This is a genomic window from Arthrobacter sp. S39 (genome assembly GCF_004320525.1).
Classification (GTDB): Bacteria; Actinomycetota; Actinomycetes; order Actinomycetales; family Micrococcaceae; genus Arthrobacter.
Genome location: NZ_SIHX01000006.1, coordinates 136,401 through 155,195, shown reverse-complemented (window position 1 = coordinate 155,195; position 18,795 = coordinate 136,401). Strand labels below are relative to the sequence as shown.

The 18,795-nt window shown below is 60.6% G+C and carries 15 protein-coding genes; 13 read left to right on the top strand and 2 right to left on the bottom strand.

Annotation, left to right across the window (positions count from 1 at the left end; genetic code table 11):
- Positions 1 to 86 precede the first annotated feature (86 nt).
- Positions 87 to 1,295 carry an alpha/beta fold hydrolase gene (locus tag EYS21_RS13760; RefSeq protein ID WP_131133766.1) on the bottom strand — a complete coding sequence of 403 codons (1,209 nt, stop codon included), beginning with the start codon at positions 1,293 to 1,295 and terminating at the stop codon, positions 87 to 89.
- A 415-nt stretch (positions 1,296 to 1,710) separates the two neighbouring features.
- On the opposite strand from EYS21_RS13760, the gene EYS21_RS13755 reads away from it, so the two are divergent.
- The 12 genes from EYS21_RS13755 to EYS21_RS13700 all read left to right on the top strand — a co-directional run bounded on the left by EYS21_RS13755 (position 1,711) and on the right by EYS21_RS13700 (position 16,510).
- Positions 1,711 to 2,691 (top strand): sugar ABC transporter substrate-binding protein, encoded by a 981-nt coding sequence (locus tag EYS21_RS13755; protein ID WP_165478319.1) that lies wholly within the window; start codon positions 1,711 to 1,713, stop codon positions 2,689 to 2,691.
- 15 nt (positions 2,692 to 2,706) lie between these two features.
- Entirely contained in the window at positions 2,707 to 4,227 is a 1,521-nt protein-coding gene (locus tag EYS21_RS13750; RefSeq protein WP_131133764.1) for a sugar ABC transporter ATP-binding protein, read from the top strand.
- 20 nt (positions 4,228 to 4,247) lie between these two features.
- Positions 4,248 to 5,276, top strand: coding sequence for an ABC transporter permease (locus EYS21_RS13745; protein WP_165478318.1), 1,029 nt, complete (start codon positions 4,248 to 4,250; stop codon positions 5,274 to 5,276).
- A 156-nt stretch (positions 5,277 to 5,432) separates the two neighbouring features.
- On the top strand, positions 5,433 to 6,110 hold the full coding sequence (locus EYS21_RS13740; protein ID WP_131133762.1) for a GntR family transcriptional regulator: 678 nt from the start codon (positions 5,433 to 5,435) through the stop codon (positions 6,108 to 6,110).
- A 194-nt stretch (positions 6,111 to 6,304) separates the two neighbouring features.
- Positions 6,305 to 7,990 (top strand): thiamine pyrophosphate-dependent enzyme, encoded by a 1,686-nt coding sequence (locus EYS21_RS13735; protein WP_131133761.1) that lies wholly within the window; start codon positions 6,305 to 6,307, stop codon positions 7,988 to 7,990.
- Between the two features lie 94 nt (positions 7,991 to 8,084).
- Positions 8,085 to 9,566 carry an NAD-dependent succinate-semialdehyde dehydrogenase gene (locus EYS21_RS13730; RefSeq protein WP_131133760.1) on the top strand — a complete coding sequence of 494 codons (1,482 nt, stop codon included), beginning with the start codon at positions 8,085 to 8,087 and terminating at the stop codon, positions 9,564 to 9,566.
- 161 nt (positions 9,567 to 9,727) lie between these two features.
- Complete coding sequence (locus EYS21_RS13725) at positions 9,728 to 10,420, top strand: GntR family transcriptional regulator (RefSeq protein WP_207307770.1); 693 nt, start codon at positions 9,728 to 9,730, stop codon at positions 10,418 to 10,420.
- 228 nt (positions 10,421 to 10,648) lie between these two features.
- Positions 10,649 to 11,866, top strand: coding sequence for an iron-containing alcohol dehydrogenase (locus tag EYS21_RS13720; protein WP_242633439.1), 1,218 nt, complete (start codon positions 10,649 to 10,651; stop codon positions 11,864 to 11,866).
- A 47-nt stretch (positions 11,867 to 11,913) separates the two neighbouring features.
- Positions 11,914 to 13,365, top strand: coding sequence for an aldehyde dehydrogenase family protein (locus EYS21_RS13715; RefSeq protein ID WP_131133757.1), 1,452 nt, complete (start codon positions 11,914 to 11,916; stop codon positions 13,363 to 13,365).
- The gene (locus EYS21_RS13710; protein ID WP_131133948.1) at positions 13,365 to 14,129 is read left to right on the top strand and encodes an SDR family oxidoreductase; all 765 of its coding nucleotides are present in this window, start codon (positions 13,365 to 13,367) and stop codon (positions 14,127 to 14,129) included. Before EYS21_RS13715 ends, EYS21_RS13710 begins: the two co-directional genes overlap by 1 nt.
- A 67-nt stretch (positions 14,130 to 14,196) precedes the next feature.
- A complete protein-coding gene (gene lhgO / locus EYS21_RS13705; RefSeq protein ID WP_131133756.1) occupies positions 14,197 to 15,396 on the top strand; it encodes an L-2-hydroxyglutarate oxidase in 1,200 nt (399 codons plus the stop codon).
- A 247-nt stretch (positions 15,397 to 15,643) separates the two neighbouring features.
- Positions 15,644 to 16,510: an enoyl-CoA hydratase-related protein gene (locus EYS21_RS13700; protein WP_131133755.1), complete on the top strand. Its 867-nt coding sequence runs from the start codon at positions 15,644 to 15,646 to the stop codon at positions 16,508 to 16,510.
- Between the two features lie 489 nt (positions 16,511 to 16,999).
- Here the strand turns inward: EYS21_RS13700 and EYS21_RS13695 are convergent, their stop codons facing one another.
- Positions 17,000 to 17,419, bottom strand: coding sequence for a thioesterase family protein (locus EYS21_RS13695; RefSeq protein ID WP_131133754.1), 420 nt, complete (start codon positions 17,417 to 17,419; stop codon positions 17,000 to 17,002).
- A 119-nt stretch (positions 17,420 to 17,538) separates the two neighbouring features.
- Between EYS21_RS13695 and EYS21_RS13690 the strand changes: the two genes are divergently transcribed.
- Positions 17,539 to 18,636 carry a LacI family DNA-binding transcriptional regulator gene (locus tag EYS21_RS13690; protein WP_131133753.1) on the top strand — a complete coding sequence of 366 codons (1,098 nt, stop codon included), beginning with the start codon at positions 17,539 to 17,541 and terminating at the stop codon, positions 18,634 to 18,636.
- Positions 18,637 to 18,795 lie beyond the last annotated feature (159 nt).

Genomic DNA, 18,795 nt, shown 5'->3' with positions numbered 1-18,795 from the left:
AAATGCGACCTGTATGGGCTCTACGGCATCACAGAATACCCTGCGGGCGGGTCGACTCCCGCCCGCAGGTTCAGGGCACATGTTTTCTACTTGTAGCCGTTCTTATGAAGGAAGGAGCGAATGGCTTCGTTGTATTCGTAGGGGTTCTCGATCATCGGGTAGTGCCCTGTGCCGGCAAGTACAGCGATTTCGCTGCCCTTGATGTGCGACTGCGTGGAGTTGACCTGATCGGGATAAACCAGCCAGTCGGCGTCACCTGCGAGCAGGAGAACCGGAGCCGTGACCTTGTGCATTTGGTCCCGGACGTCGAAGCCTGCGTAGCCGGTAAGGTCGGCAGCGGCGACTTTGGCGGTGTTGCGCTGGATCTGCCACACGACTTCTTCTGCCCGGTCTGCGGGCGTCCGGTCGCCGGTGAGGGACTGGGACCAGCATTCGAGGATCTGCTGGCCGTCAACTTTGAGCATGTCCAGGAAGAACCCGGACACTGTTGGGGTGTAGTCAGCGCCCTCAGAGGAAATAATCGCGGAGTAGCCGTCAGGCCGGCGTGCGCCTAGTTCAAGAACCATGTTGCCGGCCATGGAACAGCCCACGACAACGGGCTTTTCCAGACCTAGTGCTTCGATCAGTGCTTCGTTGAATTCCGCGTGACGGGTGAGGCTTTCGAAAGGTCCGCCCTCGGGCACCAGGGTTTTGCAGTGGCCTGGGGCGTCCACAGCGATGACCCGGTATTCATCAGAGAGCCCCTCCAGCACATGGCGGTACATCAGGCTGTCCTGACTCGCAGCATGGAAGCAAATAATCGCGGGGCCTTCGCCGGCTTCCTCGTAGTAGGTGCGGATGCCGTTGACGTCGATGTACCGTCCAACGATTTCCTTACCGGACGGACGCGGTGCCGGTGAAGGCTCCGGACGGGGGCTTGGTCCGTTGCCCACCCGTTTCATGGCCTCAAGCAGCAGCCACATGACCTTGATGTTTCTCATTGCGAGAACTGTGTCACCGCTGAGGGTGATTTCCCCCAGCCCTGGCGAAGTTCCCCTGTACCAGTCCGTTTGCCCGCTGGCTACCCGGTCCCACTCGGCGCGCGGAGCGGTGACGATGATGTCAGCACCCCTGGCCGAGGGGCCGTCCGTAACGCCGGCGACCTTGCCACCGCGCACATCCAGTGAGGCAGCACCGTTCTCGTGTCGGAATTCAATACGGGCTTCGAACCACTTGGCGGCTTCTGACCACCGCGCGTCGGTGTTCAACTCCTCGCCCAGCAGCTCCCACCATTTTCCAGAAAGTGTTTCAGTCATCATGTCTCCTTGATTCCGGTCGGACTGGCCCGATTTGGCCGCCATCGGCCACTCCGGGTGTTTCAGTCCTTCTTTGTGTTGGGGCCAGGGGTCCTCCGAATCCCGTCGCTGGGAATTCGAAGAGCACCCTTAGGCTCTCAAGCCTAAGCCGAGTGTTTCACATCACAAATACTAGACTTTGGATACGATCATGGCAACACTAGCCCACATTGCCTAGTATTTACCGCACAAACATCTTGTAATGTATCCAATCTCGCCTTACGCTTTATGCATGTGGTCTGCATCACTGCACCGATTCCAGTGGACAACGAAGCCCTGGAGATGGCACGGAGTTCTTGCACCCGCTAAGCCCAGGAGCGGCGCCTCTTCCTTTGACCCGCGAGCTCCCCTGACAGCTACATCCGAAAGGAACCTCGTGAAAACGAATCTCTTTACGCGAGCAATCGCAACAGCGGGCATCACTTTGCTTGCCCTCACCGCCTGCACTTCCGGTGATGCATCCGACTCTGCGCCGGCGGCAGGCCAGGACGGCGGAACGAAAACTGTTGGCCTGGTCCAGTTCAGCGGCGATGACGTATTTTCTAATGGGGCCCTGGAAGGTGCCGCCAAGTACGCAGAGTCGCAGGGGTGGAAGACCATCACCGTGGACGCTAAGGGCTCAGTTGATGCCGCAAACTCCGCAATGACCAACCTGGTCACGAGGGGTGCCAGCGCCATCATCACCACCGTTTTCCCCTCGGATGCCATGGGTGCCGGCATTGCCTCTGCCAAAGAAGCGGGCGTGACCGTCGCCACGTGGGGCGGTGGTCTGGCTGACGGTGTCAAGTTCGCCTCCGAAACCGGCTTGGGTGACGATCTAGCCGCACGTGTCGTCAAGGACCTTGGTGGGAAGGGCGATCTGCTTGCCCTTACCTATCCCCCGGGTCGTATCTGCCAGCACAGGGAGCAATCCCTGGACAAGGCAGTTGCCAGCACACCAATCAAAATGAACAAGCAGCAGATCACGATTCCCGGTGCAGTTAACTCCGCTCTCGACGCGACATTGGCGTGGGCCGCTGCACACCCGGCAGGCGGCGCCCCGCTGGCTATCTGGTCCTGCTTTGACGACCCTGCCACTGGAGTTGTTGCCGGGTTGGATCAGCTCGGACGCACCGACATCAAGTCTTATGGACTGAATGGGACCAAGGAAGCCATCAAGTTGGTGAAGGACGGGAAGCTGACCGCGACGCTATGGATCGATGGTGCGAAGCAGGGTGAGGAATTGATGAAGATGATCGTTTCTGATCTGAATAACGGTGGCAAGGACGAGCCCAAGGAAGTCGGCGGCGATATTGTCCTTGTTGACTCCACTACCGTTGATCAGTTCCTGGCCGCCCACCCGAATTTCAAGTCCTAGCGAATCAGGCAAACAATGGACACAACATCAACTGCCGGTCCGCCGTTGCTTGAGGTGCGGGGACTTGCCAAGGAGTACGGCGCCATACGCGCCCTTCGAGGAGTAGACGTCTCCTTTCACCGCGGCGAAATCCACGGCCTGGTCGGGGCGAATGGCGCTGGTAAGTCAACCCTGGTCCGGAGTTTAGCGGGACTTGAGCAGCCAGATGAAGGGCACATTCTGGTCGAAGGGGAGCCCGTTCATATCCGGAACCCTGCAGCGGCCGCAGCTCTAGGTTTCGCTTTCATCCACCAGGAACTGAACCTTGTATCGAACTTCACTGGGGCGCAAAACATCGTTCTCGGAAGCGACAAAGGCAGTGCTCTTCGATTCAGGAGCTTCGCCGGCGTACCTGAGCATGTCCGTGCCGTAGCTAAAAGAATCGGCATTGACTTCAGTCTCGAGAAACCCGTCGGACAACTCACGGTGCACCAGCAGTGGCTGGTCAGCATTGCCCGTGCCTTGGCCAACGACTGCCGGTTGATCGCAATGGATGAGCCAACTGCGTCTTTGGGTGAAGAGGAAGCAGCCCGCCTGATGAGCGTTGCCAAAGCACTGGCAGCCGAGGGTGTGGCAATCCTGTTCATTAGCCACAGGCTCGATGAAGTGACTTCCGTGTGTGATCGCGTCACCGCCTTCAGGGATGGTCAAGTTGTCCTCCAGCTGTCCAAGGAGGAGGTAACCCGCCCTGCCATCGTTGACGCCATTGTGGGGCACAGCGTCGTCCCCGGAGAACGCAAAGACCATTCTTCGAACTCAAAGGCCGCACCCGTTGTGCTGTCCCTTGAAGACGTTAGCGCTGGAACTGCGGTGAGGAACGCCACGCTGGAGTTGCATAAGGGCGAACTGCTGGGCATCGCAGGACTCGTCGGGTCGGGGCGTACTGAACTTGCACGGCTTATCTACGGAGCCGACCGACCCGACGGCGGACGGATGACCTATAAGGGCCGTCCCTATGCTCCCAAGTCCGTACAGGATGCTATTGCCCACTCCGTCACTTACGTCCCTGAAGAACGCCGGGCCGAAGCCCTGTTCCTCAACCTGCCGATCGAGAGCAACCTTCATGTCTCGAACTGGAAGAGCACAAGTATGGCCGGAACGCCCTTCACTTCGATGCGAAAGTCGAAATCCGTTGCCACCCAGATGTGCCAGCGGCTTGGAGTTGTATTGCGTGAAGGTGGAACACGGCAACCTGTCAGTGCCTTGAGCGGCGGGAACCAGCAAAAGGTCGTTATCGGTCGGTGGATGGCATTAAACCCGGACATCCTGATCCTGGACGAACCAACCCGCGGAGTCGACGTCGGCGCCAAAGCGGACATTTACGATCGCATCCGTGAAATAGCAGCCAGCGGCACTTCTGTCATCGTCATCTCCTCCGAGTTCGAAGAACTCCTGGAATGCGATCGTGTCGTCGTCCTCTCCGGAGGCAAGACCGTGGCCGAGCTCGAAGGAGACTCCGTTACGGTCGCCGACATGCTCCACCGCTGCTACTCATGAGCCCAACTAGGAGAGAATCCGTGACTACCGCAACACCAGAAAAGGCGTCAACGATGACGCCCCGCAAGAGCAAATCCGGCCTGTCCGCCCAGCACCGCGCGTGGACCTTCGCGGCCCGCTACGGCACCCTGGCCGTGCTCGTGCTGATGATCATTGGTTTCGGGATGGCCAGCCCGGATGCATTCCTGTCCCAGCGAAACCTGATCAATATCCTCAACCAGGGCGCACTGCTGGCGATCATTGCCGGCGGCGTAACTTTCGTCCTTGTAGTCGGCCAGTTCGACCTGAGCTTCGCCAACATGATCAGCCTCTCAGGCATTCTCACCGTTGGCCTCATGCAATTCAGCGGGCTGCCCAGCTACGCTGCAATCGCGATCACGTTGGCCGTCTCATGCATTGTCGGCCTCTTCAACGGCTTCCTCGTCATGTACTTGAGAATGAGCTCGATCGTCGCAACGCTGGCGACCTCAACTATCCTGATAGGCATCAACTTCTGGTACTCCAACGGTGTTCCCGTGACAGTTGGCGGCGGAAGCGGCTTCACTGATATCGCACGGGCTCGGCTGCTCGGAATCCCGATGCCCATCATCTACATGGTGGTCATCCTTGCGGTTCTCTGGGTCATTCTTAACCGGACGATGCTCGGTCACCACGTGCAGGCAGTAGGGTCCAATACCCTTGCGTCCCAGATGGCCGGTGTGAGGGTAAGCCGGGTGACCATCACTGCCTTTGTACTTGCAAGCCTTTGCGCAGGTGTTGCCGGCATCATTCTCTCGGCCCGTATCGGCAGCGGCCAGGTAACAGCGGGAGACGGCTTTCTGCTCAGCGCCTTCGCGGCCGTCTTCCTCGGGGCATCAGTCATCCGCGACGGAGAGTTCCACATCTTCGGAACGTTCGTCGGCGTCCTCATCGTCACGGTCACCACCAACGGACTATCAATCTTGGGCGCACCATCATTCGTCCAGTTCCTGTCCCAGGGCGGAATCCTGATTGCCGCCGTTGCCCTCAGCACCCTCAGCAGGCGAGTACTGGGCACACAGCGGCACTAACTGCCGGGCTCACATCATGCGCCCATGGGCTGAACAAAGGCCGCATCAACGCGATCACGTGAGCCCTCGGCAGGGAACCAGGATTCCTTGCCGAGGACAGGCACCACCCGCTGACCTGACCAGGCACACAAATTTCGGAAGCGAAAAAGGGAACCAATGGAAACGACCCGCACGGCAGGGAGAACCGGCAGGAACATCGCCGAACAGCTACGCGCGGACATCCTCCAAGGCCTCCTCGCCCCGGGTGAGCGCATTGGGCAAGAAGTGCTGGCCGAACGCTTTGACGCCAGCAGGATTCCCGTGAGGGAGGGCCTGAAGATCCTTGAAGCGGAAGGGCTCGTTACCATCGTCCCCAACAGCGGCGCCTGGGTTGCCAGGTTGGACGCCTTCGAATTCGACCAGATCTATAAGTTGCGCGAACAGGTGGAAAGCCTGGTTCTCCGCGAAAGCATTGATGGCTTGACGCCATCACAAATTGATCGACTCCAACGGCTCGCCGACGACATCACCAAAGCCTCCGACGCGGAGACCTTCATGCGGCTTGACCAGGATTTTCACCTGTCCACTTACGCCGGCGCCTCATTTCCCCTCCTGCACGACCTCGTCCACCGGTGCTGGAATTCCACAGTGCATTACCGGCGCATCTTCGCGCAGGAACTCCAGCGCGAACAGCAATGGGCAACAGACGCCGAACACCACCTCATCGTGGACAGCATCGTAAGAAAAGACCACGAAACCGCGGGAAATCTTATCCGCGCACACATAAGGAGAACCCGCCTGAAGCTGGCAGCACGCCCAGACATATTCCAACGCAGCCACGATCCCGAGGGCTAACACAGCTCATGGTGGCCGTCGTTCATTAAGCCGGACAGCGCCCACCATGCTCCGCTTGCCGAACCAGAGCCAAGTAAAGAAGGAAGAACAATGAAGTTATCATCCCCCACTCCCCCAACAACGACCATTTGCGCCGGAGAGCAAACATACATCAGAGCAGGGGAAGAGCTTGCTGACAGAGCGGCACGCACCCGATGACGCAGACGAGCACTGAAACACCCACCCAACGGCCGGTAGCAGCAGCAAACGGAATCAAGTCAGCAGGACACGTCATTGTCGACTCACTCGTTGCACACGGAGTCCGGCGCGCCCACGTGGTCCCAGGGGAAAGCTTCCTCGACGTCCTGGACGGGCTGCACGACTCACCCATTGAGACCATCGTGTGCCGCCATGAGGGCGGGGCAACCTACATGGCCGAAGCCGACGGGAAGATGAACCAACTGCCCGGCATAGCAATGGTCACACGTGGTCCCGGCGCAGCCAACGCTCACGTCGGCCTTCACACCGCCTGGCAGGACTCGACGCCCATGGTGCTGTTCGTCGGACTCATCCCCTTCGCCCACCGGGACCGCGAGGCGTTCCAGGAATTCGATATCAAAGCCTGGTTCGACACCGGAGCCAAACGCGTCATGGTCCTGGACCACGCCGAGCGTGCCTCCGAAATCGTCGCAGAAGCCCTGTTCGCAGCGATGAGCGGACGCCCCGGCCCCGTGGTCGTCGGCCTGCCTGAGGATGTCATCCGTCAGCAAGTCCCCGCCGAGCTGCATCCCCCTATCCCGGTAGCCACCGGCGGGATGACCACAGTAGACTCCGCCGCGCTGGCCGACGCCCTGGCCACATCAAGCAAACCGCTGTTCGTCACGGGCGGAAACGACTGGACCCAGCAAGGCGCAGACCAGCTCACCCGCTGGCTGGAAAAGCACCACATCCCCGCCGCCGCGGAATGGCGCACCCAAGGAACCGTGCCCTTCGACTCCCCGTCCTACGTTGGCCCAATCGGCTACGGCCGGCCCCGCCCCACGTACGACCTTCTCGAAGAAACCGACCTGCTCGTCTTTGTTGGTACTGTCCCCGGGGACGTGATCACGGACGGGTTCCTGTGTCGCCAGGACTGGAACAAGAAGAACTTCCTCGTCACCATTGACTCGTCCCTCCGGGGCCGCTCCGGCCCAGTCTCCTACCAGATTGTCGCCAAACCGGACGTGTTTATCCGTGACCTGGCAAAGCTTGAACTGCCCGTCAAAGCGGAGTGGACGAGCTGGACCGCCCGCATGCGCGCGGAACAGGAATCCTTTGCGGCCCTCCCCGAGGCAACTCCGGGCGAGGGACAGGCCAGGATGAACACCCTGATGGCCAACCTGGTTCCCACACTGCCCCGCGACGCTATCATCACCCTCGGCGCCGGTGAGCACACCAACTGGGCACACCGCTACTTCCCCACCCAGCGCTACGCCTCCATGATCAGCGCCCGCAACGGCTCCATGGGATACTCGGTGCCGTCTGCTATCGCAGCGTCGTTGGAGTACCCGGGCAGGCGGGTGGTGACTATCGCCGGTGACGGCGAATTCCTCATGAACGGCCAGGAACTTGCCACCGCGGCCCAGTACGGTGCAACTCCCCTGGTGATCGTTATGGACAACCAGGAATACGGCACCATCCGCACCCACCAGGAACGGCACTACCCGGAACGGGTCTCCGGCACCCAGCTGAAAAACCCGGAATTCGCACTCATGGCCCAGGCCTTCGGCGGCTACGGCATCAAAGTCGACCGCGATGCCGATATCCCCGCCGCCATCGAGGCAGCACTAAAAGCCATCGATGAAGACCGGGTGTTCGCCCTCATCCACCTTGTCGTCGAACAACGGATAAAAGCCTACTAAGGCTTCCGGGGACCACCACGCCTCGCTCCAACCAGTGTTTCAAGCTTGCGATGTGATCGCAGAAAAAACCGAACGCCTCACCGAATGGAAAACAATGTCTATTCCCGCAGTTAAGGAACTAGAGGTCCTGGACTCTGTCCCAACGGGCCTCCTCATCAATGGGCAGTGGCGTCCTGCCACCTCAGGCAAGACCTTCGACGTCGAAGACCCCGCCACGGGCAAAGTGCTGATGAGCATCTCCGACGCCACCGCTGAGGACGGGAAAGCGGCGCTGAACGCAGCCGCAGCCGCCCAGGAGTCCTGGGCGAAGGTCCCGCCCCGTGAAAGGGGCGAAATACTGCGGCGGGCCTTTGATCTGGTCACCGAGCGGGCTGAGGACTTCGCTTTGCTCATGACAATGGAGATGGGCAAGCCGCTTGCCGAAGCCCGCGGCGAAGTCATCTACGCAGCAGAATTCCTGCGCTGGTTCTCTGAGGAAGCCGTCCGAACGTTCGGCCGCTACTCGGTCTCCCCGGACGGAAAATCCCGCCTTTTGGTCACAAAAAAGCCGGTAGGGCCCTGCCTGCTGATTACCCCCTGGAACTTTCCCCTTGCCATGGCCACCCGCAAGATCGCCCCCGCTGTCGCTGCCGGCTGCACCATGATCCTCAAGCCGGCCAAACTGACGCCGCTGACCTCCCAGCTGTTCGCGGCCGTCATGCAGGAAGCCGGCCTGCCCGCCGGCGTCCTGAACGTCATCGCTTCCACCAGCGCCGGCGCCACCACCGGCCCGCTGATCAAGGACCCGCGACTCCGCAAGCTGTCCTTCACAGGCTCCACCGAAGTGGGCCGCCGCCTGCTCGCCGACGCCTCCGAGAACGTGCTGCGCACCTCGATGGAGCTCGGCGGCAACGCACCCTTCGTGGTCTTCGAGGACGCCGACCTGGACGCCGCCGTAACAGGGGCGATGCTTGCCAAACTGCGGAACATGGGCGAGGCCTGCACCGCTGCCAACCGCTTCATCGTCCACGAATCCGTCGCGGAGGAATTCGCTCAAAAGTTCGCCACCAAAATGAAGGACATGACCACCGCCCGAGGCACCGAGCCGGAGTCCAAGATCGGTCCGCTGATCGACGCCACGAGTCGGGAGAAGGTCCACGAACTCGTCACCGACGCAGTGGCCGCCGGGGCAAAGGCCGTCGTCGGCGGGAGCGCCGTGGATGGACCCGGTTACTTCTACCAGCCCACCATTCTTACCGGCGTGAACGAAGGCACCCGGATCCTGTCGGAGGAAATCTTTGGCCCGGTCGCCCCGATCATCACCTTCACCACCGAAGAAGACGCCGTCCGCCTGGCCAACAACAGTGAGTACGGGCTCGTCGCCTATGTCTTCACCCGCGACCTGAACCGAGGCATCCGGATGGGGGAGCGGCTGGAGACCGGCATGCTCGGCCTAAATGCCGGCGTTATTTCCAATGCGGCGGCCCCATTTGGCGGCGTCAAGCAATCCGGCCTGGGACGGGAAGGCGGCCTCGAAGGCATCGAAGAATACCTCTACACCCAATACATCGGCATCGCCGATCCCCACGCGGGTTAGCGTGCGCCGGCCGCCCTCCTCACCCCGTGAGGTCCTGCGCAGAACACTCCGGGCATCACCCCAGAGCCGCCAAGGCCCCCACTACTCCTCGCAACGTGGGGGCCTTGGCCCCACCAGGCCGTGTTCGCCCTCGCCGGCCATCCACGACCGTCCATACTGGGTTGACAGGTCAGAAAATCAAATGTGGAAGAGGGCGCATGCAGGACGAGAAGGCTGCCGGGGCAACAGGCCGGCGGATAGCACACGAACTCCGACAGGACATCCTAGAAGGGAAGCTGCGACCAGGGGAAAGAATCGGGCAGGAGGAACTCGCTGAACGCTTTAGCGCCAGCCGCATCCCTGTCAGGGAAGGGCTGAAGCTTCTTGAGGCTGAAGGTCTTGTCACGATTGTTCCAAACGCCGGGGCGTGGGTATCCAAACTGGATGCCTTCGAATTCGACCAGACCTACAAGCTCCGGGAGCAGGTTGAGTCTCTGGCCATCAGGGAAAGCATTGACAACCTGAGCGACAGCCAAATCCAAAGACTGCGTGAACTGGCAGACGAGATTGCCGCGGCCACCAACGTCGAGACATTTCTTCGCGTGGACCGAGAGTTCCATCTGCTGACCTACGCCGGAGCGGAGTTTGGCCTCCTGCACGACCTTGTGCAGCGGTTCTGGAACTCGACCCAGCACTACCGGCGAGCCTTTGCGCAAGGCCTGGACCTGGACCGGCAATGGGCTACTGATGCCGAGCACCGGCTGATTGTCGACAGCATAGTCCGGAAGGATCACGATGCAGCAGCTGGCCTGGTGCGCGGCCACATCCGGCGCACCCGACTCAGTCTTGCTGCCCGGCCGGAAATCTTCAACTAGGCCCACCAAAGCAATTGTATCCAAAATCCGATTTGGCTGGCCGCTCCGCGGCTGTCAGGCCTGCGAGTAGCGGCATCGGCCCATACCCCCAAGGGCCCCATTTTTCGGCGCCGTGGCGCACTTTCTAGCACGTTTACAGGTAACCTCCGCCTCGGAAGCCTTGACGCGGGAGGGGCTGGTCCGTTAGCGTAGTTTGCAGAAATTGTATCCAATCATGAAAGCGTGACGATGATGTCAAAACGATGGGTTCCCGCCCTTGCTTCCCCCACAGAGTTCCTGTCGCCGCCGGCCGTACTCGGAGGCCGCGGCTCCACGAAGCAGATCGCAAAGCTTCTCCGCGAGCAGTTCGGACTCACCGAAGGGACAGTTCTCGTCGCAGCCGATGATGCGGTCGTAAACTTCGGACTCGCAGAAAATTTGCTGCATGCCCTGGAAGGCGCCGGTTTCCGAGTAGTGCTTAGGAAAGGCTTCGGAAGCGAGCCGACTGCAGAAATTGTCGACGCAGCCGCTGAAGAGGCACGCGCCGCCAAGGCCCGCGCCGTCATCGGAATTGGCGGTGGTTCTGTTCTGGACTCATCCAAAATCATCTCGCTGCTGATGCTCAATGACGGGACGTCAGCGGACTGGCTCGGAGTTGTGGATCCACCGCTGGGCGTTGCGCCGCTGGTCTTGATCCCGACCACATGCGGGACCGGTGCGGAGGCTACGCGCATTGCCATGGTCACCGTGGATGGAGCCAAGAGGGCCTCATCGTGTACCCGATATGTGCCCCAGGCTGCCATTATTGACCCTGACCTGGTTGCGTCCCTGCCAAGAGGTGTCGTGGCATCGACGGGAATGGATGCCCTGGCCCACGCCATCGAATCGTTGATGGCCACCAGCGCCTCGCCTCTGTCCGCCCACCACGCAATCGGCGCGATCGAGATGCTCATGCCTAACTTGGACAAGGCAGCAGCCGGTGACCAGGATGCCCTCGCCAGCTGCCTCTGGGGATCGCACCTTGCCGGACAGGCACTCAATGCAGGCGTAGTTATGGGCCATTCGCTGGCTTACTGCCTGTCATATGAGAACCCCATGCCCCATGGCACCTCCTGCGCTCTCGCGCTGCCGTACTGCATCGCCTATAACCAGAACCTGGATCCAGAACTGGCGTCGGCGTTGGCGCGCGCCATCACCGGCGGACAGAGCGAGGACCTGCACACGGCCGCCCAAGCGATCCTTGACTTGTCCAAACGGCTGGGACTGCCGACAACTCTTGATGAGGCAAATATCCCGGAAGGCACCGAAGTGGCAATTGCCCAGCGCTGCGTCAGGGAATACCCGAGGCCGACTAACCCCGAGCCGCTGGAAGAAGATTCGCTGGAACGCCTCCTGGCTGCGATGCGTACAGGCGATCTGGCGGCCGCTTTTGAATCCACAGCCCAAACAGCCGAGGTGAATCGATGACCACGGCCACCCACCACGACAACACGGTCCGAACAGGAGCAGACACTATGACAATCGGATTGGTTAAGAACCTGGTGAACGGCGAATTCGTCGACGCCCGCTCAGGAACAACCCTGGATGTCTCAGACCCCGCCACAAATGGCGAAATCATAGGTCAGGTCCCGGCCATGGGCCCCGAAGATCTGGATGAGGTTTTCCGGGCCGCTGTCGAAGGCGCAAAGACCTGGAAGGCTACGGGGCATCTGGAACGCGGGCGTATTCTCCTGCACACCGCGTCCCTGATACGGGAGCACGCGGAGGAACTGATTGCCACGATTGTCACCGAGATGGGCAAGACCCGGGCGGAAGCCACCGGTGAAGTTGGCAAGTCTGCCGAATTCTTCGAATACTATGGCGGCCTGGCCCGGCTACCGTTCGGAGAGTACCTGCCCGACGCACGCCCGGGGACTTTCGCCAGTCAGATCCGTGAACCGATCGGTGTTGTGCTTCTCATTACACCGTGGAACGACCCCCTGCTGACACCTGCGCGAAAGCTTGCCCCCGCCTTGCTGGCCGGCAATGCTGTGGTGCTTAAGCCCGCCAGTGAAACGCCGATCATCGCACTGAAGCTCGCCGAAATCCTTCACGAGGCAGGCCTTCCGGCCGGCGTGCTCGGTACCGTCACGGGCCGTGGTGCGGACATTGGCCAGAAGCTCACATCCCATCAGGGCCTTCGTGCTGTCTCTTTCACAGGTTCGACCGAAATAGGCATCCAGCTGCAGAAGGAACTCGCGGGAACAGGGATCCGTGTGCAAACCGAGATGGGCGGAAAAAATGCGGCAGTAGTTCTCGAGGACGCTGACCTGGACGCTGCGATCCCCACCATCATCGCCGGCGCCTTCGCTCAGGCAGGGCAGAGGTGCACAGCCACCAGCCGCCTCATCGTCCAGCGGAGTGTCGAAACCGAAGTTCGCAGCAAACTCGTGGCCGCCATGGCGGGGCTAAAGGTCGCCAGCGGCAGCACACCCGGTGCAAGCCTTGGTCCGGTGGTGAGCAAGAAAGCGCAGCAGCAGATCCAGGCGCACATCTCAACGGCTGTCGGCCAAGGCGCTGAAATTATTGCAACCACACCCTTGGGAGAGGAGCAACGCCAGACAGGCGCCTTCGTCGAACCTACCCTGCTGGGTATTTCACCGGACCTGGACATCTGGCGGGACGAGGTCTTCGGGCCAGTGCTGGCGATGACCGTCGTCGACACGGTCGAAGAAGCCATCAATGCGGTAAACGACTCGGCCTACGGACTCTCCAGCGCAGTGTTCACCAAAGACCTTGGACAGGCATTCGCCTTTATCAACAGCGTCGACACTGGTCAGGTCTCCGTAAACCAGCCCACAACAGGTTGGGACATTCACCACCCCTTTGGCGGGTTCAAGGATTCAGGTTCACCGTTTAAGGAACAGGGCCTCGAAGCGCTGGGTTTCTACACCCGCATCAAAACCGCCGCGATCCGGACGCAATGATGGATAGTGGAAACAAGTTCTCCCTGGAAGGGAAACGCGCACTGGTCACCGGAGCCGGCCGAGGCCTCGGGCTCGCCATCGCCAACGGACTCGCACAGTCGGGCGCGCAAGTGGCCCTGGTATCCCGCAGCGAAGATGAGCTCCGTGCCGCAGTGCAGGACATAGGACCAGCCGCAACAGCGTTCCCGGCCGACGTGGCGGTCCGCGGCGCCGCAGCGCCCCTTCTTAACGACGTCGAACATGGCCTGGGCGGCGAAATCGACATCGTCGTTCATGCCGCCGGGGTTCAGCACCGCGAACCCGCCGAGTCATTTGACCCAGATGAGTGGGACCGCGTCATCAGCATCAACCTGACCGCGCCGTTCCTGCTGAGCCAGGAACTCGGAAAACGCCAGCTGGAAAAGGGTCGCAGCGGGAGCCACATCTTTATCGGTTCCCTCTCGAGCCAGCTGTCCTTGCCCTCCGTCGTCGCTTACACGGCCAGCAAGTCAGGAATATACGGGGTTCTCCGCAACCTCAGCCTTGAGTGGGCCGGACGGGGCATCCGGGTTAACGGCCTCGGGCCTGGGTACATCCGGACCAAGCTCACCGAGGCAGTCTTTAACGATCCCGAGCGGAAACAGAGGATGCTCCAGCGGATACCGATGAACCGATTTGGCGAACCGGAAGAACTCGCCGGCGCCGCCGTGTTCCTGGCATCCGACGCCTCCAGCTACATCACCGGCCAGCTCCTGATGGTCGACGGCGGCTGGACCGCCAGCTGACCCTTGCACTAATTCACGAACTGAAGCGCATCCCCACGGGGGAGCCATACACGAGACAGAGATAACGATGACCGAACAGATTGGCATCATTGGCGGAGGCATTGTAGGCATCGCAATCGCCCGAGCCCTCACCCAACGAGGTATGGGCGAAGTTACTGTGGTGGAGAAAGAACACCGCGTCGCCATGCACCAGACAGGACACAACTCGGGCGTGGTCCACGCAGGACTCTACTACGCGCCTGGATCTCTCAAGGCGACCCTCTGCGCCCGCGGCCGGGACCTCACCCGGGACTTTTGCCTCGACAAAAAGCTTCCTTACAGGGAGGTCGGCAAACTCGTCGTTGCTCTGACAGCAGAAGAGTTGCCCGCACTTGAGAACATCGAAAGCCGGTCTCTTGCCAACAAGGTTCCAGACCTGCGCCGGCTCAACGCCGAACAAATCAAAGAAATTGAGCCGCACGCAGCCGGAGTCGCCGCACTGCACTCTCCACACACGGCCGTCGTTGACTACGCGGCTATCACTGAAGCCATGGCCGATGACATCCGCCAAGCCGGCGGGAAGATCCTGCTCGGACACGAGGTGACAGCGATTGCCCAGGTGAGTGGAAAGGTCCACGTGACCACGACCGCAGCGGAACTGGTGTTTGACCGACTCATCGTTTGCGCCGGCTTGCAGTCCGACTTGGTCGCCAAATTCGTGGGAGCCTCCCCCTCACCCAAGATTCTGCCGTTCCGTGGAGAATACTGGGCGCTTTCGGCAGCAAAACAACACCTCGTCAAGGGAATGATCTATCCTGTCCCGGATCCGAGTTTCCCATTCCTCGGCGTCCACTTCACGCGCGGCGTCTACGACGATATTCATGTCGGCCCCAATGCCGTTCCGGCCCTCGCTCGCGAAGGCTACGGCTGGGGAACTATTTCATTGAAGGACACTTTGGCGTCCCTCACCTGGCCGGGAGCAACCACGCTTGCCAAGCAGCATTGGCGGATGGGTGCAAAGGAGATCGCAGCGTCCCTCATCAAGCCCCTGTACTTCAAGGAAGCCAGCCGGTTCATTCCAGAACTCGAGATGGGCGACCTGACGGCCAAGACAGCAGCCGGCGTCCGCGCCCAGGCCTGGGCCAGTGACGGCTCCCTGCTTGATGACTTCGCCATCGACCAGGTTGGACCCGTGACCCTGCTGCGCAATGCTCCATCGCCTGCGGCCACCTCGGCCATGTCGATTGCGGAGCACCTCATTGACCATCATGTACTCGCCCGCCCCTGAACTCATGACACGCCCCGGAGCAATCGTCGGAAGAGCGCAAACCGACGAAGAAGGCGCATGTGATGGTGCCGGTATCGCAGACTGCTTCTACTGCTCCGGGCCCGAGACAGACTAACGGGATTAGAGAGCCGCTTGGTTTGACCGGTGGTAATGATTTTCGGCTAGCAGGATCGCTCTCAATGCGTCATCTGGATGGCACCGGTGTCGTCAAGGAAACGCCCGCCCACTACATGAGTGAAGAAAAGGTATGTCTGAAGCTGCAACAATCGATTCCGGAACCGACGAGCTCCTCGTGGAGCTCTCAGAGGGAGTAGCCACAATCACTCTCAATCGCCCTGAACGCAAAAACGCCCTGTCCGAGGCAATGATGAGCTCCTTGGGGCCGATAATCAGTGATCTCGAACGGGACCCCAATGTTGGGGCGGTGGTCTTGACAGGATCCGGCACGATCTTCTCGGCCGGCGGCGACTTGAAGGAATTCAAGGCAAAAGGAGGCGAGGGCGGAGGGGCAGCGACCGTGGATCACGCCGCTATCGAACTTCAGCAGAGGCAACAGAAGGAGATTATCGGCGGGCTCCGTCGGATGACCAAGCCCGTGATCGCTTCCCTTCCTGGGGCCGCCGCAGGAGCAGGACTGGGTATTGCGTTGGCAGCTGACCTGCGCATAGGCACCCCCCGATCCATCATGGCCACAGCGTTTATGGGGGTTGGACTCTCCGGAGACTTCGGAACATCGTGGCAGCTGCAGCACCTGATCGGGCGCTCCCGTGCTGCCGAAATGATGCTTCTACCCGAGAAGGTCGACGCCGAGACCTGCCTGAGACTTGGCCTGCTCAACTGGATCGTCGAGCCGGAGGAACTTCAGTCGCGGACTACGGAGATCGCCTACCGATTGGCTCACGGGCCGCGACTCGCCCTCAACTATGCCAAGCAGAATCTCAACACGGCCGAATCGATGGGTCTGGATGAGGCGATGGACCGTGAAGTGACCCTACACAAATTGTGCGGGATCACCCCTGATCATCGAGAGGCCGTTTCAGCGTTCCTCGAACGTAGACCGGCTGTGTTCGCAAGCACAAGCCCGGACTTAGGCATAGTACCCAGACTCGACTAACCCTCGGGTTCGTGTCCTTCTCGCCTACTGGTTAGGCGCTCTGATGTCGTATTCCGCAATCGGTACCCTTGCATAGCGTTTCGGCCGCGCGATTCCGTCAATCGGCGTCATGGCTGCTCCAGCTGCAAAGCACCGCGGCCTAGTCATGTGGCGCGAGTGTTCCCGCCCGTACTCGTGTACCCGGTGTACATGAGAGCTGAGGGCCAGCGCCGGCAGTCATCTTCGCAGTCGCTCATACCCACGGTTCGACATCGGTCGCCGCCACCGAGTGAGGAGCATGCGCAAGAACCAGACTTTTGCGTGATCCGCATCGCGGGTCTAGTCGGTGACTGGGTTCCGCCTCGAACGGCCCTCTTCGTTCTCCGCAAAGTAACCCCGGTTGACTCAAACAGAGCCTGTCAGCAGTAGCTGACAGGCTCTGTGGTTGATGAGCGTACCGGTGGGCCGCAGCCAGGCTGCAAGGTACGTCGGATGCTAGATTCAGCGGCATCAGAGCGACGCCAGCCTAGAACCGCGCTCAAGTAGAGACCGGAGCTCGGCCGGCAGCGGCGCCTTCTTTTGAGTCATAGCGTCGATAACGACGTAGGTGATTGATGCTCGAGCGCGATCTTGGCCGGAGACCCCAAAGGAAAAGCTCAGCGTGAAACTGGTTGTGCCGGTTCGGCCTGCACTCACGGTGGCCATGAGCTCGTCCCCCCACCGGAGCGCCGCCATCCAATCGATTTCAACGTGGACCACCTGAACGTCATGTCCTGAGGCGAGCAAAGCCGTCAAGGGAAAACCCTCTTCAGCAAGGAACGCATTGCGTGCCTCTTCAGCAAATGCGAGATACCACATATTGAAAGCAACCCCCTGCTGATCAAACTGATAGTAGTGGGTGCAGATCGTGGCGTTCACCGTTGACGTCATGATATTCCTCTATGCCTTAGACTAAGATGACTACGTAATCATCTTATACGCCTAAAGCCTAGGAAACCTACCTCCGACCCAAGGAACGACAGTGATCAAAAGCGACCTCTTTCAAAGCGATGAGCACAGGATCGCTCATAGTCCTGAGCAGCGGTGTTGGCATGGCTAGCCCAGGAGGGGGCTCGCTAACGAGCAAGGACATCGCACGCCTGGCCGGTGTCTCGCAAGCGACGGTCTCCCGTGTCCTCCGGGATAGCCCGAATGTTCGTGCAGAGATGCGCGATCATGTGCTCTCTGTCATGGAGGGCAGCGGCTATGTTCCCAACCAACAGGCACGTGCCATGCGTACGCGCCGGACCGGAACGGTGGGCGTGGTTACTGGGCGCATGACCAACCCCTTCTACCCGGAGCTCATTGACGCTCTCGGGACTGTGCTTACCCGCCGTAACATGCGGATGGTGCTGTGGGCATCGGACACGGATTCGGGCGAGGCGGCCGCGATAGAAGCGATGCAGGGTGGCCTGATCGACTGCGTGATTTTCACCTCCGCGACCGAAGGGTCTGCCAGCTTGGAAGCTGCGATGCGCCTGAATCTTCCGGTGGTTCTGATGATCCGCGGCATGGAAAGCGCGAGCTGTGACCAGGTAACCAGCGACAACCACGCGGGCGGCGCTCTCGCCGCTGCGCACTTTATGGCAGCTGGACGGACGGACGTTGCCATCATCGGCGGTAATGACGGCGGCAGCGCGGGACGCGAGACGCGCGCTGGATTCCTCGACCACCTGCGTGACCAGGGCATCGAAGTCCCTCCCGAGCACATTCTCGACAGTGGCTACTCCCACGACTCAGCCCGGTCTGTGGCCGTCGGGCTCTTGGCAAAGTCAAATGCCCCGCGATCGATATTCTGCACCAACGACGTGCTCGCGTTCGGAGTGCTAGACGCCGCTAAGGAACTGGGACTTGGGGTTCCGAACGATGTCTGGGTGATCGGCTATGACGATATCCAAATGGCGTCATGGGGCCTCTTCGACCTGACCACCCTGACACAACCGGTCGACGAGATCGCTGACCTAGGTGTGGAAATGTTGCTCAAACGTCTTGACGACGGGGAGCGGCCACCCGAACACCGGCGCTTCGCTCCCCAATTGGTGATCCGAGGGTCAGCACCGGATACCACTCAGCCAAAAAGAAAGCCGGGCCCGGCTGGGTGCCGATAGTTGGACCGGCCCAATGAAGTCCAAGCTGCAAGCGCCTGGCACGCTCTCGCACAGGGCTCAGGCCTTTGTAGCTAGGCCGAGATCCGTTCAGTGGACCGACGGTGGATCCGTGACGCCTCCGACGAGCACAGCATTCGACGGCATTGACACGCGCTGGAT